The organism is Burkholderia sp. WTPI3, assembly GCF_021483755.1.
Taxonomy (GTDB): Bacteria; Pseudomonadota; Gammaproteobacteria; order Burkholderiales; family Burkholderiaceae; genus Burkholderia.
The window spans coordinates 39,985-63,946 of record NZ_JAGIXF010000008.1 but is presented as its reverse complement, the minus strand read 5'-3'; the positions used below and the strand labels follow the sequence as shown (position 1 = coordinate 63,946).

The following is a 23,962-nucleotide window of genomic DNA, read 5'->3' as shown; positions in this document are numbered from 1 at the left end:
TGTGCCCACCTTGGGGACAATCGCGAATCCACCGCGAATCCCGGAAAGTTGTCCACATGCGTGTTCATCGTGCGCACACAAACTTCAGAGGGTTTGCCGCGCGCCAAGCCATTGATCGTCAATGACTTCTTCCCCTTTTGCACAGACAGGGCGCTGCCTTGTTAACTTCTACTATGTTTACACATAATTAAATATTCAATATCTATGCCCCGGTCGTCAACCAGCACCAATGAACGCATTCAATCGCGCTTACAAACGTAAGCTTGATCGGGCGCCCATTCCTGCAGGAGACGTGGATGGCACTCAAGCCCTGTATCTGCTGCGGCGACCTGTTCGAACCGCGCCCGCAAACACCACATCAGACCTACTGCTCCTCGTCGACATGTCAGCGAGCTCGAAAGCGTCAGTGGCAGCGGGAGAAGCTCAGCACCGATCCCGATTACCGTGACAACCAGCGGGACGCGCAGCGCGCGTGGCAAAAACGTCACCCGGATTACTGGCGCCAGTACCGGAGCGACCATCCGGATTATGTGGCCCGTAACCGAGCCCAACAACGGGATCAGTCACAACGTTCGTTCGGCGATTTTGCAAAGATGGACGTGTCGCCGATCGCGCCCGGGCTGTACTGGATTCGGCTGGCTGCCGCACCAGGGCGAGAGCCGAAGGCTTCGTGGCTTGTCGCGATCGAGCCGGTTTGCGTCGACTGCCCTTGCAAAAAGGACGCGTGCAAAGAGAGGACGTGATCGACATGGAAAAAGCCGGCACTTACCGTCTTTCTCACACCATCTCTCGAACATCCTGCATGGGCGGAAATTCGGCGGCACCACGAGCTTCCTGCTCCCGGAACGCAGCCAACAGGCAACGGGGATCCGAGAGCATTCAATCGTTTCACTCACGCGATCGGTTGCCATGTTGCAAGACGAAGACCCCAGCGACGCCACGCCCTCGCCGGCCGTTCATCGGGCAGCAGAATATGTCCGGATGTCGACCGAACATCAGCAGTACTCGACGGAGAACCAGGCAGACAAGATCCGGGAGTATGCAAATCGTCGTGGCATCCAGATCGTTCGGACCTACGCGGACGAAGGCAAGAGTGGCCTGAGTATCGATGGGCGACAGGCTCTCCAGAAGTTGATTCGGGACGTCGAGTCTGGTCAAGCTGACTTCGAAATGATCCTGGTCTATGACGTCAGCCGGTGGGGACGTTTCCAGGATGCAGATGAAAGCGCCTATTACGAATACATCTGTCGACGGGCAGGCATTCAGGTCACATACTGCGCTGAACAGTTTGAGAACGATGGGTCGCCGGTCTCCACCATCGTGAAAGGCGTCAAGCGAGCAATGGCCGGTGAATACAGCCGTGAACTGTCGGCGAAGGTTTTCGCTGGGCAATGCCGTCTGATCGAGCTGGGATATCGTCAAGGTGGTCCCGCCGGGTACGGTCTGCGACGTGTCCTCGTCGACCAAAGTGGTACGTTTAAGGCCGAACTGGCGCGGGGTGACCACAAGAGCCTACAAACCGACCGCGTGATCCTGATGCCGGGCCCTGAGCCAGAGGTGGCCACCGTCAATCAGATCTATCGCTGGTTCGTCAACGACGGGTTGACCGAGTCAGAAATCGCCGCACGGCTCAACGCTCAATGTATCGGCACGGATCTGGGTCGAGACTGGACCCGTGCGACCGTGCGCCAGGTGCTCAGCAACGAGAAGTACATCGGCAACAACATCTACAACCGGATCTCATTCAAGCTCAAGAAGCATCGGGTAGTCAATCAGCCCGAGATGTGGATCCGAAAGGACGGCGCATTTGAGCCCATTGTGCCGGCCGAGATCTTTTATACAGCACAGGGAATCCTACGCGCGCGGGCACACCGATTCAGCAACGAGGAGCTGCTCGAGAAGCTTCGCAATTTGTACCGGCAGCGAGGCTTTCTGTCCGGGTTGATCATCGACGAGGCCGAAGGCATGCCCTCGACGGCCGCGTACGTCCACCGCTTCGGTAGCTTGCTGCGCGCCTATCAGGCAGTGGGGTTTACGCCGGACCGCGATTACCAGTTTCTGGAGGTTAACCAGTTCCTGCGCCGCCTCCATCCGGAGATCGTCAGCCAGACCGAACGCATGATCGCCGATCTCGGCGGCGCCGTCGATCGTGATCCGGCGACCGACCTGCTCGATGTCAACCGCGAATTCAGTGTGTCAATGGTTCTGTCGCGCTGCCATGTTCTGGAAAACGGACGGCGACGCTGGAAGGTTCGGTTCGACACCAGCCTACTGCCCGACATCACGGTCGCAGTCCGGCTTGACGAGACGAACCAGGCCCCGCTCGATTACTACCTGCTGCCGCGGCTCGACTTCGGGCAGCCGCGCATCTGCCTGGCCGATCACAACGGAATCGAGTTCGAGAGCTATCGCTTTGACAACCTGGACTACCTGTATGGCATGGCCGCACGCTGCCGACTCCGGAGAGCCGCATGACCAAGGAACATCCCTCGATCGAATTGCAGATGATCCCGGTCGATCTAATCGACGTGCTGAATCCCCGAGAACGGAACGCCCGGGTATTCAACGAAATCGTCGCGAACATCAAAGCCGTTGGTCTGAAAAAGCCCATCCGTGTCACGCCTCGAAACGGAGGCGGCGGATCGAAACGCTATCTCTTGATTTGCGGCGAGGGGCGACTCAAAGCATTCCGGGCGCTCGGAGAAACACATATCCCGGCACTCGTCGACTACGTCAACGACGAACAGGCGTTCATCATGAGCCTGTCGGAAAATATCGCGCGGCGCCAATATCAACCGCTCGAGCTACTTTCCGGCATCGAGCGCCTGCGCGATCTGGGATACGACAAGAAGATCATCTCCGAGAAGACCGGGCTGAGCATCGAATATATACAGGGAATCCTGTACCTGCTCAAAAACGGCGAGGAGCGTCTATTAGCTGCGGTTCAGCGTGGGCGCATTCCGCTCAATGCCGCCATGACCATCGCCGGCGCCGGCAACGACGACAAGGCAATCCAGGCTGCGTTGCAGGAGGCCTATGAGTCAGGGGCGCTACGCGGAAACCAGCTGATACAGGCCCGTCGCGTCATTGAACGGCGACGATCGCAAGGAAGGTCGCTCGCGCGCGGCGCCTCGCGCAAAAAGCCGGAGGTGACTTCATCGAGCCTTGTGCGGAATTACCAACACGAAGTCGAACGCCAGCGACTGATGATCAAGAAGGCCGAGATGACTCAACAACGGTTGCTGTTCATCATTGAAGCCTTGCGTCAGCTGCTCGCGAACGAAAATTTCACCAATCTGCTACGTGCAGAGGGCCTCGAAACGCTGCCGAAATACCTGGCCGAGCGTGTCTGGGAAGGGAGCCACGTCGTATGAGCCAACCACCCCTTGGGTTCGTCCCCGAGCCTATCACCGTTCTGCTCGACAGGATCTTGCCGTCGCGCAAACCGCCTGATGGCGTACTTGAGTCGAAGAAATTCAAGACCATTCTCTCGTCGATCGAGGAAGTCGGTCTGATCGAGCCACTGACTATCAGCAAGGTGGATCCGAGAACGGGCCAGCATGTCCTACTCGACGGACATATCAGGGTGCTTGCGCTGCGGCAACTCGAATTTGTCGACGCGCCGTGTTTCGTAGCGCTCGATGACGAAAGCTATACCTATAACAACCGGCTCAATCGCTTGTCCACGATCCAAGAACACTTCATGATTCGGCGCGCGGTCGATCGTGGGGTTGCACCCGAGCGACTGGCAAAGGCCCTGAGCGTCGACGTCAGCCACATCGTCAAGAAAATGAATCTGCTTGACGGGCTATGTCAGGAAGCCACCGAGTTGCTAAAGGACCAGCAGTTCTCACCGAATCTCGGGGCGGTGTTGCGCAAGATGAAACCGACCCGGCAGATCGAGTGCGTCGAGCTGATGCTCGCTGCCAACAACATCACTGTTGCGTACTGCCAGGCACTGCTTGCAGCGACGCCGCCTGAGATGCTGGTTGGAGAGGCCAAGCCCAAAAAGATCCCGGGCGTCACAGCCGAGCAAATGGCACGCATGGAACGCGAGATGGGTAATGTGCACGGCCAGTTCAAACTGATCGAGCAGTCGTACGGGCAGGACGTTCTCAACCTCGTACTCGCCAAGGGCTATATCGCCAAGCTGCTCGACAACGACGCCGTCGTTCGCTTTTTGACGAAGTATCAGCCCGACATGTTGGCCGAATTCGAAGACATCGTGCGGACCGTGTCGCTCGATAAATAGGGGCACGCTTCCTTATATAACAAAGCACCTCGATCGTCTCGTCATTGGCGTGCATTTATCAAGAAACGCTACTTCAGACTTGGCTTACGGCAGAAATTCCGCCGTCATGTCTGGAAAGCATTTCCCTGCCACCATGTCTCCGATTCGCTCTTGCCGTGCATCTTTCAGCTACGTGCGCTCACCCCACCCCTATAGCGCCCATCCGTGTGCTCGCCGCATTGTGGGAAGTCATTCGATACTGTAGAGTGCAGTACATTTACAGTGACAATGGTTTCCGGAGAGGCTATGGCCGCAAGCAAGAGTGCCACGCTGACATTTCGTATCGACCCCGGATTAAAGGAAGCGCTTCGTGTTGCAGCGGATCTGGAACATCGATCCATTGCAAACATGGTCGAGGTTCTGATTCGGGATTATTGCGAGCAACGCGGCATTGCGATTTCGCTCTCCAATACCAAGAACAATCACGGGGTGCGTTCATGATCAAGACGGTCAAGCAGGCTTGCAGGTTCAATCCCATCATCCGCGACTACCGGATGAGCCAAGGTATTGAGAACCTTGCAGAGCTCATCAAAGACGAAGGTGACGGGAGCGAATTCTTCTCGCGTAATTTCGTCACCCACGGCATGGATCAGCTTTTCCGTGAGGGGCTGCTGCGTCTGTCCGGCAAATCCGACCAGGCCGTCTTTGAACTGACCCAAGCGATGGGCGGCGGTAAGACGCACATGATGATTGCGCTCGGTCTGCTTGCCCGACATCCTCATCTGCGCAACGACGTCCTGCCCGCCGATCTGGCGTCTCGAGCTGAGTTCGGTCAGGCGCGCATTGCCGCCTTCAATGGTCGCAACAATCCGGAAAACTATATCTGGGGCGAGATTGCGACGCAGCTTGGCGCAGCAGAAGCCATCAAGCAGCATTGGGTCAATGGGCCAAAGGCCGTCGATCAGCGCCAATGGAAGGAAATCATCGGTGACCAGCCTACACTGATCCTGCTCGACGAACTGCCGCCCTATCTGGACAACGCCAGCACGCAGGTTTTCGGGCAAGGCACCCTCGCGAATATGGTGGTCTACAGCCTGAGCAGTTTGATGAGCGCGGCACTGGAGCTGCCCAACTGCGCCATTGTCATCGCCAACCTCTCGGGCAGCTACAAGGCGCAAACCAAGGCGCTAGGCGACGCCATCTCGAACCTGCAGCAGGAAACTCGTCGTCAGGCAATGACTATCACGCCGGTGCAACTGGCGGGTAATGAAATTTACGAGATCCTCAAGAAGCGGCTCATTGACGAACTGCCGGACGAACGTGTTATCTCTGATATCGCAGAAGAGTACGCTCAGCAGATCAAGAAGGCCGAAGATGGCGGCTACATTGTGGCTAGCAGCATTGAGCAAATTGTAGAGCAGATCAGGGAGACCTATCCCTTCCATCCGTCCTTCAAGCATCTTGTAGCGCTATTTAAGGAAAACGAAGGTTTCCGGCAGACCCGTGGCCTGATGCAGTTCACTGCGCGTCTGCTAAAGAGCGTGGAAGAACGCGATGCGGACGACATCTTTCTGGTCGGCACGCAGCATCTCGACCTCAATGACAATCAGGTCAAGGATGAGATCGAGCGCATTGCTCCAAAGCTGATGCCGGCAGTAACGCGTGACATTGCCGACAAGAGCAACGCTATCGCCGAGCACATTGATATCGAACTAGCAGGGGATGCTGCACAGCAGGTGATGACCTTGCTACTCGCATCCAGCCTGTCGCGTGCCGTCGGCGGACGCATCGGGTTGTCCGAAAGCGAGTTGATCGAATTCCTTGCTGCTCCGCAGCGCAAGCCAGACGAGTTTCTTCAGGCATTGCAGCGCCTGCGCGAATCGGCGTGGTATCTCCATCGCGAAGAGCAACGCTTCTTTATCAAGGAAACCGAGAACCTCTCGCGTCAGATCGAGCGCAATGCCAAGGAAGTTCCTCAACCCAAGGTTGACCAGGCGCTCATTAACCGCCTCGCAGGCATCCTTGATCCAGTTCGCAAAATTGCGTATCAGGACGTGCAGGTGCTGCCCAAGCTGGACGAACTCAAGCTTGGTGGTCCGCGCACACTGGTCGTCGTCAAGCCCGACGGGAAGATGCCGCCCAGCGAATTGCAGAACTTTTTCGACTACCAGCAGGAGAAAAACAACCTCTTAGTGCTGACCGGCCAAGACAGCCTCCTAGCTGACGCGGTCGAGGAGCGGCTGCGCGAGCTGTACGCCATCGAGCAGATTCACAAACGCCTCAAGGCAGGCGACACCCTGTTCGATGAAGCTCGCGACCGTCTCGAAGAGGCTGAGGATCGTTTCGGCAAGGCGCTGTCGGCTGCGTACAACCGCTTGTACTTTCCAGCCAATGATCCAGTAGATGGTCGTAATGTGTTGGCCGGAGTCACCATCGATCAGGGCCTCAAACTCGGTGAAGGTGACCAGTCCGCCGAGGCTCAGATTGAGAAACTGCTGGCGAGCCCGCGCGCCGATTACAAGCTCGTCGCGGAACTCAGCAAGGACAACCTCGACGAATATTTCGCACAGGCTGAGGAGTATCTGTGGCCCTCTGGCCAGGATAATCGTCGCACGCCCTGGAAGGACGTTGTCACCCGCGCAAAATGCTCGCCTATATGGCCGTGGATGCCGGGCGCGAGCGGGCTAGACACGCTCAAGACCGAAGCTTTGAAACAGGGGCGCTGGCGGCTCGGCGAGGATGGCTATATCGAGAAAGGGCCGTTCCCGAAGGACAAGGCTACCGTCAACGTCTCCGTTATCAACGTCAAATCGGACACCGGCGAAACCGTATTGAGTCTCACGCCACGCCATGCAGGCGATAGCCCCGTTGTCTATTGGTCGACCAAACCCAATGTATCGGACAAGGATCACAAGGTAGAGGATCTGGATAACTTCAGCACGCCCGAAGGCACGCTGTATTTCTGGGTCAAGGACACTACGGGACAACACGAAAGCGCATCGGCTACGCGCTGGCTTGCTGACCTCAAGATTCGTCACCAAGTCGAGCCTGTCGCTGACAAACGCCGCGTCACGCTGGCTGCTACGCCACACGCCGAGCTTTTCTACACTTTCGACGGTTCGAATCCCAAGGACGGGAGCCGTTATGACGCGCCGTTCGAGATCGGTTCTGCGAGCTGCCGTCTGCTGGTATTCGCCCGAGCAGGTGAAGCCAATAAAACAGCGGACTTCCAGATTCCCGCAAGCGGGGACAAGACAGTCCAAATTGCCGATAGCAAGCCGGCGCACCTGCAAAGTAAGCGCGTCACCCTCGACACGACCGATCGGGTTTTCGGAATCATCAACCGCTTCCGCGATCAACCTGGTACGCGCTTCAAAGGTGTGCGTGTCGAAATCGGCGAAGGCGAGAACACGGTAACCATTCGATTCCAGGAGCGAGAAGTCACGGCAGCGATCATCGAAGGCGTTGTCAACAGTCTGCGCGAAGTGCTGGGCGAACCCGAGGCGCTAGTCAATATCGCCATTGCTGACGGAGTACAGTTCGATACTGGTTTCGCACTGAAAGAATTCGCCAAGCTCGCGGGGATTGAATTGAAGCCGGGTGAAGTGAGCCAGGAGGATTGAATATGGCGAAAGCCAAGGGAGCGGCCAATACCGAATCACCCAAGTCGCGTGCGCAGGTTCAACACACGCTGGGCTTCGGTGTGCCCGCGACCTCAGACCCACACCACTTTACCGTTGTAATTCCCAAGGGCAGCACGAGCAAAGTCCAGATCAGCGAACATCTCGGCTTGCAGGCTGCTAGTGTGGACAGCACGGTGATAGATCGTGTCCTGCTAGATCGACCGCGCTGGACGGCCATCCGTGCAGAAGTGCAGCGTGCATTCAATGCGCGCCTCGCTGCACACGGTTTGAAGCCCAGTGCGTGGAAGGTCGGCGCCAATCCCGTGGATCGCCTGCTCGGCAAGGAGCTGTGCGTTCTGGCGTGGGCGGTTGAGCAGATGGACGCCGAAAAGATCCCGGTCGCCGTTCGCAACTGGCTGGCGCTGCGCCCGGAAGAACGGTGGTGGCTTTTCGGCATGACAGCGATGAGCACAGGCGGTCTTATGGATGCAGGCAGGGGTTGGCGGGTCGCGCTCAAGCACGCCTTGGGCGATGTCGCGCAAAGTGACCTGCTGGCCCCACGCACGCGCCGTAGCAGCCGTGGTCAGGATGACGTTCGCGCCTCACTCGACCTGTTTGGGGACGAGACATCGTGAATGTTGTGCTCGTATCGACGCAACCGAAGATTTATCACATCGCCCAGGTGGATCGGCTGTCGTTCGAACCCGTAGCGACTCATTGAACAAGTACAAGCAAGATGCACGCAAAGACACAAACGGCAATGCTCACGCCCCTAACTCTGAAAGACGCGCCTGCGCTGATTGAAACGGTTTTCCCGGCGCAGAAGGTTTCTTTCGAGGCGCAAGAAGAGCGGACGGCGGTGCAAAGCCAGACCCTTACCGGTCTTGGTTCGTACTGGAAAGGCCGTAAGCCGCTGATTCTGGTACGGGCCATCGTGCTCGGGTGCCTGCTACCGCCAACGGACGATGCAGAGGCCGACCTCGCCATCTTCGAGAAGTTAATGGCCTTCGATGATGAAAGCTTGGCTCGCCGCGCACTGACCGCCAATGCGTACTCAGCTACGACGCTTCAGGATGTTATCCCAATCTCCGATCCCGAACGCTACTTCAGTGGGCGAGGCTGGCGGCGTGACATTAGCATCGACGAAAAGCTCGTCCTGTACCGCCGCGCGTTGGCCACGCTGTCGAGCTATGAAGAAAGGGCCAGCTTGGGCAAGCGCCCGGAAGAATTGGATCAGAATTGGCTCTATGCTCCGGTATGGCCGGATGTCAATCGCCACTACGCGCACTTGGGCGTGAACGTGCAGTCGTTGCCTGAGTTGGTCGAGCAATTCGGTATCCTGCGCTACGGCCATCGCCCGCGCGTGGGCGACACATTTTGCGGCGGTGGCTCGATTCCGTTCGAAGCCGCTCGCCTCGGTTGCGACGCACGCGCCTCCGACCTCAATCCCATTGCCTGCATGCTGACTTGGGGGAGCGCAGAGATCATTGGCGCACCTAGCGCTCGGCGTGCACAGGTTTCAGAAGCCCAGTCGACACTGGTGAAAGCCGTCGATGAGCGTATTGCGAAGCTGGGCATCGAGCATGATGCTCAAGGCAATCGAGTCAAGGCCTATCTCTGGTGCGTCGAAGCACGTTGCCCTGAAACCGGATGGATGGTGCCATTGTCCCCGACGTGGATTGTTTCGAAGACACGCAATGCCATCGCCCGCCTGAAACCCGACCCCAAGAACAAGCGGTTCGATATCGACATTGTCTCGGGCGCATCCAAGGCGGAAATGAGCGCCGCCGAAAAAGGTACTGTACAAGACGGCGATATGGTGTACACGTTAGACGGCAAAACATATCGCACGCCCATCAAGACGCTGCGGGGTGACTTCCGACAAGCGGATGGCGTGACGGGTAACCGACTGCGCCGCTGGGGAAAGAACGAGTTTAAGCCACGCCCTGACGATATTTTTCAAGAACGGCTGTACGCGATCCAGTGGATCACCAAGGCGACGCTGAATGCTGGTCGTCAGGAGATCTACTTTGCCGCGCCGAACGACGATGATCTAAAGCGCGAGCAGCGCGTGGAGGAGTTCGTCGCCAAGAATCTGAGCCACTGGCAAGAGGAAGGCTTGGTTCCTGATATGGCAATCGAACCGGGCGACGAGACGACGCGCTTATTCCGTGAGCGTGGCTGGACGCACTGGCATCACTTGTTCAGTCCACGACAGCTTCTAGTTGCTGCTTTGGTACATGAACAAATCAGGGCCATGCCCGCTGACGTGCAGCCGGCTCTGTACCTGTCGTTGGCGAAAATGCTGGATTGGTCAAGCAAGCTCTGCCGCTACGGCACCGGTGCGGCGCGCGAATCCATCACGCAGACCTTTTACAACCAAGCCTATAACACCAACTACTTTTATGGGGTTCGGTCGTTTGTTACCGGCCAGAACTATCTGTTTCTGACCGACGCGGCGAGCAGTATTGCCGGCAGCCTGACTGTCAGCAACAAGGAAGCATCCGATCTCCAGCACGACGCCGAGTTTTGGATCACCGATCCCCCCTATGCAGATGCGGTGAACTATCACGAGATCGCCGAATTTTTTATTGCATGGCTGCGGAAAAGCCCTCCCAAACCTTTCAGCGAATGGGTGTGGGATTCCCGACGCGCACTGGCCGTCAAAGGCTCCGGTGAGGACTTTCGGCAGGGCATGGTAGCCGCCTATAAGGCGATGGCCGGGCATATGCCGGACAATGGCATGCAGTGCGTGATGTTCACGCATCAGGATACCGGCGTATGGGGCGACCTGATCGGCATCTTCTGGGCTGCGGGCCTGCAAGTGGTGGCCGCGTGGTACATCGCCACGGAAACCACCTCAGAACTCAAGAAAGGTGGCTACGTCCAAGGCACGGTCATCCTGATGCTCAAGAAGCGCACCGCTGGCGAACGCACCGGCTTCAAGCAGCGCCTGCTGCCCGCCGTGCGACAAGAGGTGGCCCGCCAGATCGAAACCATGATGCACTTGAACGACACAGTGCGGGCGCATCACGGCGAGCCGGTGTTCAACGACTCCGACCTGCAAATGGCCGGATATGCGGCGGCGCTGAAGGTGTTGACCGCCTACACTCACATCGGCGGCGAGGATGTCACCAACTTCGCTCTGCGTCCGCGCGCACGTGGTGAAGTGACAGTGGTAGACGAAATCGTACAGCAAGCGGCGGAAAGTGCATCCAGCCTGCTGGTGCCCGAAGGACTGGCGGCGGATTCCTGGGCCAAGCTCACCGGCATCGAACGCTTTGTGCTGCGGATGCTTGACATGGAAACCACCGGCTCGGCCAAGCTCGACAACTACCAAAACTTCGCCAAAGCCTTCCACGTCGAGGACTACGCCCGCGTGATGGGCGACATGCGGCCCAACCACGCGCGTCTGAAGCGCGTGAGCGAATACACCTCGCGAGAGTTAACCGACACTACCGAGATCGGCGCGGCCCGGCTGGGGCGGCTCATCATCGCCTTGCAGCAACTCGTCAAGGACATCGAACCGCAGGTTATCGTCGATCAGATACGCGCGGAAATGGTGGACTTTCTCGAAGTGCGATCAGTGCTCGTGGATGTGCTGGCCTTCATCGAACGCAAATCGCCGGAACCGGAGGTGCGCACTGCCGCTGAAGTGCTGGGCGCGCGCCTCAAGAACCTGCGTTTCGGCGAATGAGGGCTTGAAGCATGAGCATCCGCCGCCTTTCTTCGCGTACTCACCGGCTCGATGCGAGTTTCCTGATGCAGCATCTGGCCGGTGCGAAGAGTTACAAGCGCATCGCGGGCTACTTCACCAGCTCCCTATTCGAGGTGGCGGGCGAAACGCTGGAGCAGATCCCCGAGGTCAAGATCGTCTGCAATGTGGACATCCACCCGGACGACTTGAAGGTCGCGCAACTGCGTGAGAGCAAGATGCTGGGCCGCTGGAACGAGCGCGGCCTGGAGGCCGAAGCGCTGCTGAACCGCGAGCGATACCGACGCCTGGATGACTTCCTTCTTAAGCATGGGCAAGCGGTGCGTGTTGCGCCCGACGACATTTGCGGCTTCGTTCATGGCAAGGCGGGGGTGATCACGCTGGCTGATGGCCGCAGGCTGGGTTTCGTCGGATCGATGAACGAGACGCGCAGCGGCTGGCAGCGCCACTATGAAATCCTGTGGGAAGACGAGTCGCCGGAGGGCGTGGCGTGGATCGAGGAGGAATTCGATTTTCTCTGGAACGCCGCTAAACCACTGCCGCAGGCCGTGATCCGCGAAGTGCATCGGCGCGGCTATCGGCACGAAATCGAGTTCACCGAGATCGAGGACGATGAGAACCTTGCGCCTGCGGCTCTGATCGAGTCGCCGCTATATCGCGAGGGACAGCAGCTTCAGCCGTGGCAGCAGGGCTTCCTGACCGAGTGCCTGCGGCACCAGCACCTATATGGCACGGTGCGCCTGCTGCTGGCCGACGAGGTGGGCTTGGGCAAGACGCTCTCGCTAGCCACCGCCGCGCTGACGCTGTGTCTGCTGTCGGACAAGGAAAATGGCCCGCGCCGTCCGGTGGTGATCTTCGCCCCGGCCACGCTGACCGAGCAATGGCAGACGGAGATGCTGGACAAGCTCGGAATCCCGACCGCACGTTGGGATACCGTGGGCAAGGTCTGGCTAGACGCGGAGGAGCGAGTCATTTCCCCTGCGGGGCGCGAGCAGATCGCCCATTGCCCACTGCGGATCGGAATCGTTTCCACCGGACTGATGATGCGCGATTCGCTGGAAAAGCAGCACCTACTAGGTATGCACTTCGGCATCGTCATTCTGGATGAAGCGCACAAGGCCAGAACGCGACAGGGCTTCGGCAAGGAGGCAGGCATGCCGAACGAGCTGCTGGCCTTCATGCGAGAAGTCGCCGCGCGCGCAGACCATGTTCTGTTGGGAACGGCCACGCCGATCCAGACCAATCCCGCCGATCTGTGGGATTTGCTCGGTATCTTGCATCAAGGCCCGGGGCGCTTCGTGCTGGGCCATGACCTTGCGCCGTGGCACCGGCCAGAAGACGTGCTCGACATCCTCGCAGGTCGTGAGGAAGTGCTGACCCTCGCCCATGCTTGGGAATTGCTGCGCTCGCCGCTACCGCGCACGGAATCGACCACTGAACCTCGTGCCCGGCGCTTGTTCTCCGCCATCCGACAAGACTTGGGCCTGCAGAACGGCGAGTGGCAGACCAACCATTCGCTCGTCGACTTGACCGAAGAAACGCGGGAGATTTTGGAAGAAGAACTGGAGCGCCGCATCGCTGGCGCCACTTTTTTCCAGCGCGAGAACCCTCTGGTACGCCATGTCGTGCTGCGCAAGCGCCAGCAGCTCGAGGAAACGAAAGACAAAGATGGCAAGCCTTTGCTAACCCCCGTGGGTGTGGATGTCCATCCCGAACGCGAGAAAGTCACGGAGCAACGCGCCTTCGACGTGTTGTTCGAAGGCAAGGCGCTGCGCACCTCGGAAGATTTTCGTCAGGCCTACGGCGAGGCCCGCGCTTTTGGCAAGGCGCTGGCCAAACGCGGCAAGGGTAGCGGCTTCATGAAGAACCTGATGGAGCAACGCATCTGCTCCAGCATCCATGCAGGCTTAGCAACTGCGCGGCGCTTGCTAAAAGGCGACGCCATACATGAAGAAGACGAAGAGCAAGAAGCTGACGTCAAGGTCGAGACAGGCGAGGAGCGCGAGGTGCTGCAACGCCTGATCGACCGACTGGAACGACTGGATGCCGACCCGAAGATGGAGGCCGTCGTTCACTTCCTCGATAAGGAGAAGTGGCTGAACTTGGGCGTCATCATCTTCAGCCAGTACTACGACACAGCAAAGTGGCTAGGGGATTCGTTGGCGGCCCGTTATCCCGAAGAGGCGGTCGGCCTGTACGCGGGTGCAGGTCGCAGCCGCCTGTACCAGCGCGGCGACAGCGTGACCGTCGAACGCGAAACGCTCAAGCGCATGGTGGCGGAACACCAGATCCGTGTCATGGTGGCGACCGACGCCGCCTGCGAGGGCTTGAATCTGCAAACCCTTGGCACGCTGATCAATGTCGATCTTCCGTGGAATCCGACGCGTCTCGAACAACGAATCGGCCGCATTAAACGGTTCGGGCAGCGTCGAGAAACTGTGGACATGCTGAACCTCGTGTTCGAGCAGACCGTAGATGAGAAAATTTACGAGCGCCTATCCGAGCGCATGAAGAATCGCTACGATCTGTTCGGATCGCTGCCGGACACCATCAAGGACGAGTGGATCGATGACATTGAAACGCTCGGTGAAAGGCTGGACGAATACATTAACGCGCAAAAGAAAGCAACGGGCTTCGATCTACGCTACACCGGCACGATGATGCCACCGGAGAAGGATTGGCGAGAATTTACAGAAGTCCTATCGCGACGAGATCTTGCAACATTGATGAGTGCGGCGTGGGGATAAGGGCCGCGATCTGACTATTGTGTCGCCAGCGCTGCCGACAGCGCCGTCTGAAACACGATCAGCCCAGCCTGCACAGTGAGCCGCGTCTGATCATCGAGTTGTAGATCGTTGACGATCGTCAGCGCCGCAGGAATCGACGTGTTGATGAGTGATTGCATCGATGCGGTATCGACACTGGTGGTTGCCTGGCAGACGGCCGTACTGTCGGCCGCAAGTGCGGCCAGTGCCGATACCTGCGAGGCAAGCAGCGTGTTGCCGTTCGAGGCCAGCGCAGCGAGACTGTTCAATTCCGGCTGGACCACGGCACAGGCCTGTTGGACGCGGGTCTGAAATGTGGTCGCAACCGTCGTTGCCTGCTGCTGTTGCGCCGTCGTGCAGGCACCGAATGCAATTGGCGTGACAAGACCCGCCGCGAGAAGCAGCTTCTTCATGATGGACACCTTCGTGGAGATTGCCGCGAATGCGGCAGGAGGAGAACCGCGGGGAATTACACCTGCGGGGTGGCCGGGGTCGGCGCAGCAGCCGGATCAGTGGCAGGCTCTGCAGGTGCGGTCGCATCGGCCTTCGCAGCTTGGCGGCTCACCCACCAGTTCCCGATCGCATGTGCGCCGGTCACGAGAAGCGCCGCGACCAGATACGGCAGGCTATCCGGGATGGGCGACGGGCATCCGGCCAGCAGCCACTGGAGCATGGGTGCGAGCGTGGCGGCCGTGATGGTCGTGCCGCCGGTGACGAGGGATGAGACTTGATTCATGAGCGGCTCCTTTGCCGTGGTGAAAAAAAAGCGGATGGTTCACGCGAGGCTGGATGCCCCGGACACCAGCGTGCCGCCCGCGTTGACGTAGGCGGTCTGCAATGTGGTGATCGTGTTGACGTGCTGTCCATAGTCGTTGCCGAGGAGGCTTGCCCAGACGCCTGAGCACAGCTGCACTGCCTTCGTGAAATTGCCGATGTCGATGAACGGCAACGCGCCTCTCTCGCGAATCTGCTGAAGCGCGATCCTGTCCTGCGAGAGCGGCGAGAAATCGGTCAGCCGGAGCAATTGCCGGTACGCCAACCAGTAGCGATAGAGCAGCTGGTACCGGCCGGCGGCCGTCGAATTGAACGTGGAGTTGAGGATGTCCGGGTGCGTCGCGTAGCTCGAAAACGTCAGCGGCTTGTCCGGCGTCGCTCCGACGAGCACGCGGTAGCCGTCGTCGGAGTCGGGAATGCGCGACGTCCCTTCGCTCCACGCAATCATGTCGAGAAACGCGGTCCGGTTGGATCCTCCGGCCTGCTGTGCGGTGATGACGGGCATGATCAATCCTCCGTGTTTTGGCGCCGACGAAATATCCTGTCGCGCGCCAGGATAAATATCTGTAAGACCGTGTAGACGAGCGTGGCTGTCAGCACCACATTCGAGAGCGTCAGATACGCTTCGACCTTGCCCAGCAGCGTGCCGATCAGGCCGCCAACCCACGCGACCGATACCTTGACCGATTCCATGACGTGATCATTGCTCTCCATGGGCATGCTCCAGAAATGAAAAACCGCCCCGGAGGGCGGCGTCAGATGCCTGCGGGTCGCGTTCAGCCTATGAGCCGCAGTAGTAAGAGAAGACGGCGAGCGCGAGATCGGGCGCCGCTTGCGGCTGGAATACGTAGAAGCCGCACGAATCGGGCGTGAGAAATGAGTTGATCGCCTCGCTGAAAAGCGTTTGCCACGATGAACCGTCGCCCGACACCTCGTAATACCAGTTCGTCGCGTCGCTCCGGATTCGCATCCATTCCGGGACAGCACCGAGATTGGTGGAGAAGGTGTTGCCGGCCCACGACGAGAAATTGCTGAAGTTGCCGACCCAGTAGCCGAGCTGGTTCTGATACGCGAGCTCAAAAAGCTTCAGCTTTCCGCTTGCGCTGTCATACAGGCAAGGCCCAACGCAACCGTAGTTCGCGTTCGAGGGAGCGGCACGCAGGCGCATCGTCATCTGGAAGGCCCCGGATGGAATCGGCTGCGTGAGGACAAATGCCTGCGCGCTGCTTGAATGCGGAGTGACAATGCCAATGCCCCACGGATATTGCGTGGCGATGGCGCCTGTTGCCCCCTGATTTCGCAGGGTGAAGGCGGACAACTGCGGCACCGTGTCCGTCGCGCCATGCGATGAATTCGGTGTGATCGTCGCACCTGAACCCGCCGCCGTCACACTCGCGTTCGTGAAATTCAGTGCGCCCGGCGCCACGGTCTTGATGATGCCGCCCTGTTCAACCGCGCCGAGGGTACCGGCAAGGGCCAATCCCACTCCGAGATTGCCGCCGTCGATTACCTGCAGGGTCGCGGCGCCCGTGAGCGATTTGAATGCGAGCGCCTGTGCCGTCGAATTCGCCGCATCGAGAATGGAGACACCACTGCCTTCGTTCGACGCGCCAGTAACTGATCCACCCGGGCAGGTCAGAACCAAACCGCCTGCGCCGTTGTCCGTAATCGAGAAATTCCCCGCTGCGGCCAGCGTTTTCACGACGAGATTCGCGGCCGTGGATGTCGAGGTGTCGATCAGGCCGGCGCCAGCCCCTTCATTCACGGCGTCGCGCAGCGATCCGCTGATCGCATTCGGCTGGTAGCTGCGCACGTCGGTGTAGCTCGATGCCGTCAGTGTGCCGGTTACCACCTGATACAGCGGGAACGACGCCACCGGAAAGCTTGACGTGTTGGTACCGACCACTCCCGTCAGCGGATCCGCGTAAATATAGTTGGTCGCGCTCGCGGCCAGCGTCAGGGTACCGTCGGGCACCGCCTGCGCCACACCCTCGGGGTTCACGTACGTGCCGCCGTAGTAGCCCCAGACAAGGCCGCCCGTCGTTGCCCCACGCCGGCCCCACAGCATCAGTGGGCTGGCGGCATCGAACAGCGCGTTGAGCGTCGCCTCCTTTGTCGAGGAAGTCGCGGATAGCGTATCGAGCAGGGTCGAGCTGTTCGACATGACTTACGCTCCGGCGTACCAGGAGAAGAGCGAGACGGCGATGGCCTGTCCGTTCGGGTCGGCGAAAAAGCCGACCTGGTCCGGTGTGAGGAACGTCGTGCGTGAGAATGAATACATGTTGACCCACGTAACGCCGTCCGGCGACACATCGTAGTACCGGTTCGTCCCATCATCCCGGATCCGGTGCCAGTCCGGCCAGAAGGTCATCGCGTACTGCGAACCCTGAAATCCGTTCCACGACGTCGGGCTGTTGAAGTTGCCGATACCGTACTGGAATCCGCTCTGATAAAGCAGGCCCGCGACCTGCAGCAGCCCGCTCGAACTATTGCGCCAGACCAGACCGCACTTGATGTAGCTGGAGCTGGCCGGTAACGCGCGCATGCGGGCGACGACCTGGTAGGGCGTCGCGGGGGCAGCGATCATAAGGCATGCGCAGTTCTCACCACCCGCTTTCGGCGTGGACAGGCTGATGCCCCAAGGCTCCTGTAGTGCCGCTGCGCCACTCTGGTTGACCCAGGTGAAATTCGACAGCTTCGGTGGTTGATCGGGCGTACCGAACCCCGAGAACAGCGACACTTGCGCCTGCGATCCGCCCGGATTGGTGACCTGCGCGCCCTGGAAATTGATCTGCGTCGCCGCGCTGACGACGGTCGTACCGTTCTGCTGGATCGCCGGCGCGACGGCGGCAGCGGCATTCGCAGTGACTTCGATGCCGGCGGCGCCGTTATCGGTGAGGGTGACACCGGAGCCCGCCACGAGCGTCTTGAACGCAAGATTGCTCGAGGTCGAACCGACCGTATCGAGCACGCCGACACCGCCGCCTTCGTTGCTGCCGCCCGTGACGGTGCCGCTCGTACCGCTCGTGCTGATCGTGATCCCGTTCGTTCCGCCGTCGGTGACCGTCACCCCCGAGCCGCCAATCAGCGACTTGAAGGCCAGCATCTGCGGCGTCGAATTCGTCACATCCAGTAGGGGTATTCCGCTGCCTTCGCTCGTCGCGCCGCGGATGGTGCCGGCGATGACACTCGGCTGGTAGCTCCGGCAGTCGGTGTAGCTGGAGACGCCGGTCGAACTGGCCAGGATCTGGTAGAGCGGAATCGACCCTGCCGGAAAACCCGTCGTGTTGACCGACACAGCGCCGGTCGAGGCGTTCGCGCAGACGTAGTTAGTCGTGCTCGCCGTCAGCGAAACGGTACCGTTCGCGATCGCATTGGCGGTGGTGCCGACCATATACGTGCCGCCGTAATAACCCCATGTCAGGCCGCTCGTCGTACTCGCACGCCGGCCCCAGATCATCGCGGGACTCGCCGCATCAAACAGGGCATTGGCGATTACTTCCTTGGCGGCCTGATTCGTCGCGATGGTGTCGAGCAACGTCGTGCTGTTGGACATCGTGTTACCTCGTGATCAACGTCGTAGAGGGCGCGCCGAGCACGCCCTGATCGCTGTTCTGCTGCACGCAGAAGGTAATCGTCGCCCCCGTCGACCAGCCGTCTGCCGAGATGTTGGCGGCTGTATACGTGTACGTGCCGCCCGCGCCATTGCCGGCAATCGTGACGGTTCGGACCGTGGTCGAGCCATTCAGGATCGTGAGCGTGTAGTTCTCGGCCGACTCATCGAGCGGCACGTCGGCCCCATCGAGCCACTGGGCGCGCACCCGGGCACGCCGGATCCACGACAGTGAGATGTCCGAGGTACTGGCCGAACTCCCGTGTGCGGCCGTGAAGTACGCGGGCGACAGCGGCATCACCCGCCCATTCTTCGGCGTGAGACTCACCTGCGCACCGGGCGAGCCCGAGAACAGGTTGAGCAGGAACGTCTCGAAATACAGCGTTGAGCCGAAATCCGTTGTCTGGATCGGCATGGACGCGATCGCCGCAGGATCGAGCAGCACGAAGCGCTCGCCGGCGGTGTGGGTTGGCATGGCTGTTTCCGTGCCGCCACGCCCGCGCAACAGACCCGACAGCGTCCACGTGTTGGCCGCCGTCTGCGTGGCAGTGCGGAAAAACAGGATCTCACCGCCCAGCCACGCTGCATTTGCTCCGGCAAGGAAATCCGCATAGCTGCACGAGGCGAGCGCGCCTTCGTAAATCACGATGCTGACCGTGTTGATCTCGTCGGGAAGATTGCCGCCGCCGAACGATGAGAGAACGCTCGCCGCGTAACCGGTGACCGATGCGTGCGTGATCTGTGCAAACTGCGTGAAGGTTACTTCATCGCGCGACAGGTCGATCGCCACACCGGGCCACGACGAAGCCATACCGCACGCGGTAATGTAGAGGCCCGGCGTGCTGTCCGCATCGCGCAGAGGCGGAATGTCCAGCACCGCCAGGATGGTCGGCCCACTGTAATCGATCTGCTGGCTCGCGAAACCAAGTGCCGTGCCACCCTGCGCCGTGTATGAGGAGCCCGGATAGATGTCGGGCTCCTCGAGCGCGGCGGTCCAGATCAGCGACCCCTGTCCGTCGTACTGGCAGCGCGTGACGCGGACCGTCCAGCTCTCGCCATTGGCTCCTTGCAGCGTCATCACATCGCCCGGCTCGTACTGCAGGTACGCGAGGCCTGTCGAGAAGTGGAAGGTTTTGCGGCCGACCCATGCTGACCACAGCATCGCCTGAGTGCGCACCAGCGCATCAGAGCCCGCGAGCACGATCGGCACCTGCATGACCGTGTCGCGGTTCGAGTTCGTGTACGCGCGCATCGCGCGCTGCGTGTTCGGGTTGTAGTCGTCGCCGAGTTCCGGGTAAGTCAACTGCATCGAGCGCGGCAGATCGACCTCCTGCGCGATCGTCTCGGTAACCGGTGTCGTGTTCGCCGTGTCGCCCAGATTTGGGGAGGCTCCAAGATCGGTATACAGGAAGGTGCCGACCGGCTGGGCGCCGCGTTTGACGAACCGGATCACGCCGCCCGAATCGCACGCATCGAAGAAGTACGTGGACATCAGCGGGCCCAGATTGCTGCGCGTGGTCGAATGGTTCGTCACGCAGTAGCCGTTCAGCACGTCAGTGAGCTGGGAGACGTCGACCTGCGACGCTGACAGGCCAGCACGACTGCACAGGTCCGCCACGGCGTTGCCGACTGTCGTGAAGGTCTGGCCCTGCGAGATCCACATGTAGCCAAGTGAGATGCTGCCGAGATTCGCGCCCGAGGCGAACACGAAGAAATTCTCATTGATGGCCACCATCGTCGAGACGCCGAATGGGGCGTAGCCGAGCACCGTGTACGTGTTCTGTGATGGCCGGAACAGGCACACGGCCTGGTTGTCGCCGACCGTGTAGATGTAGTCGTCCGTCAGCACATACCCGGTGTTTGCATTGAAATTGATGCCGGTATACGTGGCGGTGACGGCCAGCGTGTCGCGGTCAAACTGGAACAGATGACCAGTCAAATCGTCGAATCCATAGACATGCGTGGCCGAACCGCCGAGGATGTGCCATTCGCCCAGCTGGGTGCTCTGCGCGACGATCAACCCCTGTTGCGAGAGATCACATCGGTAAATTGGGCGGCCGCTCGTCGTATAGCAAGAGCTCAGAAAGATGTCGCTGCCGTTGCGCCAGAAACACGCCTCGTCACCATCGAAGCCAAGATCCATACTGCCCGTGAGGCTCATGTCGTCGTAAGAGCCGTCTGGATGCAGCCAGCCGGGCCACGTGTAAATGCCGGGCACATCGCTGTAGCCGAGCGGCATGTTGATGCCGCCCCGGTTGCCGCTCCAGTTGAGTAGTTGGGTCTGGACGGCACCATAGGCGCTCAGGTTCGCAACCGTGACGCCGTTGTAGCCAAAGTAGTACCCATACCCCATCGCGATGCCGCCCGAGGCAGACAGGCACGGCGCCATGAAGAAGGTCCCGAGCGTGGTCGAGTATGCATAGGTCGAGGCCGAACTCGACGTGGCGAGCGCAGCCGGCGCCGTGACGACCTCGACCGAGAGCGACGGCAGGTAGTTGCCCCACTGCGACAAATCCAGGGCGTTGAAGACGACGTAGGCCAGTCCCCGGTACGCGGGCGTATTGTTCACGCCGAGCGTGGCCTGCATCACCGGATCGGGCAGCTGGTTTTCATCGCCGGGGTAGAGGGTGAAATTCGTCACCATCTGGTTCGAGCCACTGATCGCCTGGAAATTCGACGGATTGGACACGTCGTAGATCAGCTTGCCGTTGGCCCAGATGCGCCGCACGGCCGTAATCGGACCTGCACACAGGCCGACCGCGAACGACATCGACACTTTCTGCTGCTGCGGTCCTTTGCCGCCTGCCCCTTTGCCGCCGCTGGCAACGTAAGGCTGGCCGGCCCAGATGATGTTGCCGGCGATCCGGTAGATGCCATAGGCGAGCGGAATCGGCTTGCCGTATGCGCTGTCCTGGATACGGATGTCGGCGGGCTGCGGCCCCTTCTGGCGGAACAGCAGGCCACCGGCAATGCCCCCCGCCATCCACCCGAGTTCTGCGCCTTCGGCGATACCGGCTGGCCCGCCAATCAGAAAGCCGGCCGCACCTCCGACCACGGCGCCAGCGGCAGACAGAACGAGCTGGCCCATTCAGCAGACTCCAGGGATGCGGTAGGCGGCGATCACGTTGCGCCGGGTCTTCTCATCGAGGCGCGATTCGACGACGCGCCGGTTCGGCAGATACGCGTGGATGAAGTGGTCCGCATCGGTGAGGATTGCCACATGGATCGGTGTCGCATGCCACGCGAACAGCAGCACATCACCGCCCTGGGCATCGACAACCGGAACTCGTATCAGGTGAGCTTCGAGCGTGCCACGCAGCCGTCCATCCGGGCGGCGCCCGTAACCGGGGGCGTCGGGTACTTCGAGACCGACCGCGCGCGATACGCCGATCACAAGACCGATGCAGTCGCAGGCGATGCCCTTCAAACGTCCCTGATGTTGGTACGGGGTGCCGAGCCAGTCCCGGGCTTCGACGACGAACTGCTCGCGCGAAACGATGCCCGTTGCCATTCAGTTGCCCTGCGGCGAGAGAAGAAGGTCGGGGCCCGGTATAAAGGGCTCACCCCGGAAATGGACGATGTTGTTGTAGCGCGCGTAGCAGGTGCCGAGCTGTTTGTCGCAGCCGGCCGTGATCGTGTACGTGTCGCCGACCGTCACAGGAAACGGCATTGCCATCGCAAGCGTCACGGTGCCCGGCGTGAACGACTTGACCTCCATCACGAAGCCGGCGTTCTGGCCCGTCAGCCATTTGACCTTGCCGAACGCAAAATAACCGACCGTGTAGTTGTAGCTGATGAAAATCTCGCCGCCGGCCTGCGCGCTGTTGAAGGTGTAGAGGCCCGTGGCCGAAACGGTGTACTGCCCGGATCCGGTCCCGACGCTGTACGTGGTGCCGTACGAATCGACGACCGAAATGGTCGAGACAAAGGCCCCGCCGTTGGGCGGCACAACCTGGACCGTGAACGGCGAGCGCGTCGGGATCTTGTGGCCCGTCGTGTCGGAATAGGCGACGACCGGCCCGGTCTGCGTGAGGCCCGGGTCGCTCCAGCTCGTTGCGCCGCTCACGCTCGCGACCGTACCGTTGAAGGTGAGCGACGTCAGATTGACCATGCACTTCGCGTCACCCAGCTGCGCGCGGCACGTCGGGCTGTACACGTCGCCCTGTTCCTGCTGCATCAGCTGGGCCACGCCGCGCATCTCAACCTGATACGCACCATTCGTGATCGTCACCTGCCCGAGCGTGCCACTCGCCAGCGTCACCGCGCCCGCCGACGGGTTCGTGTAATCGACAAGCATGCAGGTGACCTGCGCAAAATCCCACTGACCGGATTCCAGTGAGGCCTGCGTGATCGCGGAACTGTCGAACACGGCCTGGACCTCCAGGTTCGAGGTGGACAGGTCGCTCGTGTTCTCGATCTGCGAGTGCGTGTAGCCCCCTGCCGACTGATACGTCAGGCCGCCATACGTGACGGGTTGATCGAGATCGGTGAACGCGAAGACCTGCCCATCGGTGCGGGTGATTTGCCAGAGCGTGCAGACGGTCTGCACTTCGCTCTCAAGTGTAGCGACGAGGGCGGACGGGATCGAACGCATGGGAATAAATGACGAACTACGGCCGGATCTCGATCAGCGGAATCGAGCCCCAGTCGACCATGAGATCGCCGAGCGGCCCGTTGCGGTCCATGACCTGCTTTTTCATCTGGTCAACATCAAACCGCACGGGCACATCGAACTGCCCGGTCCACGTGAGCGCGGCCGAGCCAGTTGGCGTTGGCGTGATCGTCACGAGCCCGGTTGTCGTATCGAGCGTGACACCGGTTGCAAGCGGCGCACCGGATTTCATAACCTGCACGCTGCCTGCGACCGGCTTCTGGATCAGGCGCGATTCGGTGAGCGCGCCGTTCGAATAGAGCCGGGTCATCTGGTACACGCCGCTCGTCGCCGTCGCGACCAGCACGCCGGCACCCCCGTCCGTGTAATCGGTCCAGTCCTTGATGCGAAACCCGTACGCGCGGCCCTTCACCGTGCGGAAGAACGCATCCAGCGACGCGGTATCCGCCGCATTCATCGCGCGGCGCCCGACCTCGAACTGGATACGTGCCTGCGTCCAGGCCGGAATACGTGCATCACGCCCGCTGTAGACCTGGTTGACGACAGTCTGATACGTGGGGCCGACCGTGGCACCGAACGCGATGTTGTCCGGAAAGCGCGGGAATTCCAGAAACGTCGTCATCGCTCAA

The 23,962-nt window shown here is 60.3% G+C and carries 19 protein-coding genes; 9 read left to right on the top strand and 10 right to left on the bottom strand.

Annotated features, from left to right (window positions below; all coding sequences use genetic code 11):
• The first annotated feature begins 296 nt into the window (after nt 1–296).
• The 9 genes from J7024_RS06790 (at nt 297) to J7024_RS06750 (ending at nt 14,316) form a co-directional block, all read left to right on the top strand.
• Nucleotides 297–743 carry a hypothetical protein gene (locus J7024_RS06790; protein ID WP_234744919.1) on the top strand — a complete coding sequence of 149 codons (447 nt, stop codon included), beginning with the start codon at nt 297–299 and terminating at the stop codon, nt 741–743.
• Nucleotides 744–909: 166 nt separating this feature from the next.
• A complete protein-coding gene (locus tag J7024_RS06785; protein WP_234744915.1) occupies nt 910–2,475 on the top strand; it encodes a recombinase family protein in 1,566 nt (521 codons plus the stop codon).
• Complete coding sequence (locus J7024_RS06780) at nt 2,472–3,374, top strand: plasmid partitioning protein RepB C-terminal domain-containing protein (protein ID WP_234744914.1); 903 nt, start codon at nt 2,472–2,474, stop codon at nt 3,372–3,374. Before J7024_RS06785 ends, J7024_RS06780 begins: the two co-directional genes overlap by 4 nt.
• The gene (locus J7024_RS06775) at nt 3,371–4,252 is read left to right on the top strand and encodes a plasmid partitioning protein RepB C-terminal domain-containing protein (RefSeq protein ID WP_234744913.1); all 882 of its coding nucleotides are present in this window, start codon (nt 3,371–3,373) and stop codon (nt 4,250–4,252) included. Before J7024_RS06780 ends, J7024_RS06775 begins: the two co-directional genes overlap by 4 nt.
• A 285-nt stretch (nt 4,253–4,537) precedes the next feature.
• Complete coding sequence (locus tag J7024_RS06770; RefSeq protein WP_137330768.1) at nt 4,538–4,732, top strand: hypothetical protein; 195 nt, start codon at nt 4,538–4,540, stop codon at nt 4,730–4,732.
• A complete protein-coding gene (locus tag J7024_RS06765) occupies nt 4,729–7,854 on the top strand; it encodes an anti-phage-associated DUF499 domain-containing protein (RefSeq protein ID WP_234744912.1) in 3,126 nt (1,041 codons plus the stop codon). Before J7024_RS06770 ends, J7024_RS06765 begins: the two co-directional genes overlap by 4 nt.
• A 2-nt stretch (nt 7,855–7,856) precedes the next feature.
• Nucleotides 7,857–8,489 carry an anti-phage-associated DUF3780 domain-containing protein gene (locus tag J7024_RS06760; protein ID WP_234744911.1) on the top strand — a complete coding sequence of 211 codons (633 nt, stop codon included), beginning with the start codon at nt 7,857–7,859 and terminating at the stop codon, nt 8,487–8,489.
• A gap of 125 nt (nt 8,490–8,614) precedes the next feature.
• The gene (locus J7024_RS06755) at nt 8,615–11,551 is read left to right on the top strand and encodes an anti-phage-associated DUF1156 domain-containing protein (RefSeq protein ID WP_234744910.1); all 2,937 of its coding nucleotides are present in this window, start codon (nt 8,615–8,617) and stop codon (nt 11,549–11,551) included.
• 11 nt (nt 11,552–11,562) lie between these two features.
• Complete coding sequence (locus J7024_RS06750) at nt 11,563–14,316, top strand: phospholipase D-like domain-containing anti-phage protein (protein ID WP_234744909.1); 2,754 nt, start codon at nt 11,563–11,565, stop codon at nt 14,314–14,316.
• Between the two features lie 14 nt (nt 14,317–14,330).
• Here the strand turns inward: J7024_RS06750 and J7024_RS06745 are convergent, their stop codons facing one another.
• From J7024_RS06745 to J7024_RS06700, 10 genes are all read right to left on the bottom strand, one after another.
• A complete protein-coding gene (locus tag J7024_RS06745; RefSeq protein ID WP_234744908.1) occupies nt 14,331–14,747 on the bottom strand; it encodes a hypothetical protein in 417 nt (138 codons plus the stop codon).
• 56 nt (nt 14,748–14,803) lie between these two features.
• Nucleotides 14,804–15,070, bottom strand: a complete 267-nt coding sequence (locus tag J7024_RS06740) for a hypothetical protein (protein WP_234744907.1) — start codon at nt 15,068–15,070, stop codon at nt 14,804–14,806.
• Nucleotides 15,071–15,109: 39 nt separating this feature from the next.
• Nucleotides 15,110–15,613 carry a glycoside hydrolase family 24 protein gene (locus J7024_RS06735; RefSeq protein ID WP_234744906.1) on the bottom strand — a complete coding sequence of 168 codons (504 nt, stop codon included), beginning with the start codon at nt 15,611–15,613 and terminating at the stop codon, nt 15,110–15,112.
• Nucleotides 15,614–15,615: 2 nt separating this feature from the next.
• A complete protein-coding gene (locus J7024_RS06730) occupies nt 15,616–15,822 on the bottom strand; it encodes a hypothetical protein (protein ID WP_234744905.1) in 207 nt (68 codons plus the stop codon).
• Between the two features lie 67 nt (nt 15,823–15,889).
• The gene (locus tag J7024_RS06725) at nt 15,890–17,272 is read right to left on the bottom strand and encodes a hypothetical protein (RefSeq protein ID WP_234744904.1); all 1,383 of its coding nucleotides are present in this window, start codon (nt 17,270–17,272) and stop codon (nt 15,890–15,892) included.
• A 3-nt stretch (nt 17,273–17,275) separates the two neighbouring features.
• Nucleotides 17,276–18,664, bottom strand: coding sequence for a hypothetical protein (locus tag J7024_RS06720; RefSeq protein WP_234744903.1), 1,389 nt, complete (start codon nt 18,662–18,664; stop codon nt 17,276–17,278).
• A 4-nt stretch (nt 18,665–18,668) separates the two neighbouring features.
• Nucleotides 18,669–21,809, bottom strand: coding sequence for a phage tail protein (locus tag J7024_RS06715; RefSeq protein WP_234744902.1), 3,141 nt, complete (start codon nt 21,807–21,809; stop codon nt 18,669–18,671).
• The gene (locus J7024_RS06710) at nt 21,810–22,232 is read right to left on the bottom strand and encodes an NlpC/P60 family protein (protein ID WP_234744901.1); all 423 of its coding nucleotides are present in this window, start codon (nt 22,230–22,232) and stop codon (nt 21,810–21,812) included.
• Nucleotides 22,233–23,315 (bottom strand): DUF2163 domain-containing protein, encoded by a 1,083-nt coding sequence (locus tag J7024_RS06705; RefSeq protein ID WP_268838006.1) that lies wholly within the window; start codon nt 23,313–23,315, stop codon nt 22,233–22,235.
• A 16-nt stretch (nt 23,316–23,331) separates the two neighbouring features.
• Nucleotides 23,332–23,955 carry a DUF2460 domain-containing protein gene (locus tag J7024_RS06700; RefSeq protein WP_234744899.1) on the bottom strand — a complete coding sequence of 208 codons (624 nt, stop codon included), beginning with the start codon at nt 23,953–23,955 and terminating at the stop codon, nt 23,332–23,334.
• Nucleotides 23,956–23,962 lie beyond the last annotated feature (7 nt).

Excerpts from the sequence above, each read along its gene's own strand:
- J7024_RS06790 (WP_234744919.1), top strand. The coding sequence starts at position 297 with ATGGCACTCAAGCCCTGTATCTGCTGCGGCGACCTGTTCGAACCGCGC.
- J7024_RS06785 (WP_234744915.1), top strand. The coding sequence starts at position 910 with ATGTTGCAAGACGAAGACCCCAGCGACGCCACGCCCTCGCCGGCCGTT.
- J7024_RS06780 (WP_234744914.1), top strand. The coding sequence starts at position 2,472 with ATGACCAAGGAACATCCCTCGATCGAATTGCAGATGATCCCGGTCGAT.
- J7024_RS06775 (WP_234744913.1), top strand. The coding sequence starts at position 3,371 with ATGAGCCAACCACCCCTTGGGTTCGTCCCCGAGCCTATCACCGTTCTG.
- J7024_RS06770 (WP_137330768.1), top strand. The coding sequence starts at position 4,538 with ATGGCCGCAAGCAAGAGTGCCACGCTGACATTTCGTATCGACCCCGGA.
- J7024_RS06765 (WP_234744912.1), top strand. The coding sequence starts at position 4,729 with ATGATCAAGACGGTCAAGCAGGCTTGCAGGTTCAATCCCATCATCCGC.
- J7024_RS06760 (WP_234744911.1), top strand. The coding sequence starts at position 7,857 with ATGGCGAAAGCCAAGGGAGCGGCCAATACCGAATCACCCAAGTCGCGT.
- J7024_RS06755 (WP_234744910.1), top strand. The coding sequence starts at position 8,615 with ATGCTCACGCCCCTAACTCTGAAAGACGCGCCTGCGCTGATTGAAACG.
- J7024_RS06750 (WP_234744909.1), top strand. The coding sequence starts at position 11,563 with ATGAGCATCCGCCGCCTTTCTTCGCGTACTCACCGGCTCGATGCGAGT.
- J7024_RS06745 (WP_234744908.1), bottom strand. The coding sequence starts at position 14,747 with ATGAAGAAGCTGCTTCTCGCGGCGGGTCTTGTCACGCCAATTGCATTC.
- J7024_RS06740 (WP_234744907.1), bottom strand. The coding sequence starts at position 15,070 with ATGAATCAAGTCTCATCCCTCGTCACCGGCGGCACGACCATCACGGCC.
- J7024_RS06735 (WP_234744906.1), bottom strand. The coding sequence starts at position 15,613 with ATGCCCGTCATCACCGCACAGCAGGCCGGAGGATCCAACCGGACCGCG.
- J7024_RS06730 (WP_234744905.1), bottom strand. The coding sequence starts at position 15,822 with ATGGAGAGCAATGATCACGTCATGGAATCGGTCAAGGTATCGGTCGCG.
- J7024_RS06725 (WP_234744904.1), bottom strand. The coding sequence starts at position 17,272 with ATGTCGAACAGCTCGACCCTGCTCGATACGCTATCCGCGACTTCCTCG.
- J7024_RS06720 (WP_234744903.1), bottom strand. The coding sequence starts at position 18,664 with ATGTCCAACAGCACGACGTTGCTCGACACCATCGCGACGAATCAGGCC.
- J7024_RS06715 (WP_234744902.1), bottom strand. The coding sequence starts at position 21,809 with ATGGGCCAGCTCGTTCTGTCTGCCGCTGGCGCCGTGGTCGGAGGTGCG.
- J7024_RS06710 (WP_234744901.1), bottom strand. The coding sequence starts at position 22,232 with ATGGCAACGGGCATCGTTTCGCGCGAGCAGTTCGTCGTCGAAGCCCGG.
- J7024_RS06705 (WP_268838006.1), bottom strand. The coding sequence starts at position 23,315 with ATGCGTTCGATCCCGTCCGCCCTCGTCGCTACACTTGAGAGCGAAGTG.
- J7024_RS06700 (WP_234744899.1), bottom strand. The coding sequence starts at position 23,955 with ATGACGACGTTTCTGGAATTCCCGCGCTTTCCGGACAACATCGCGTTC.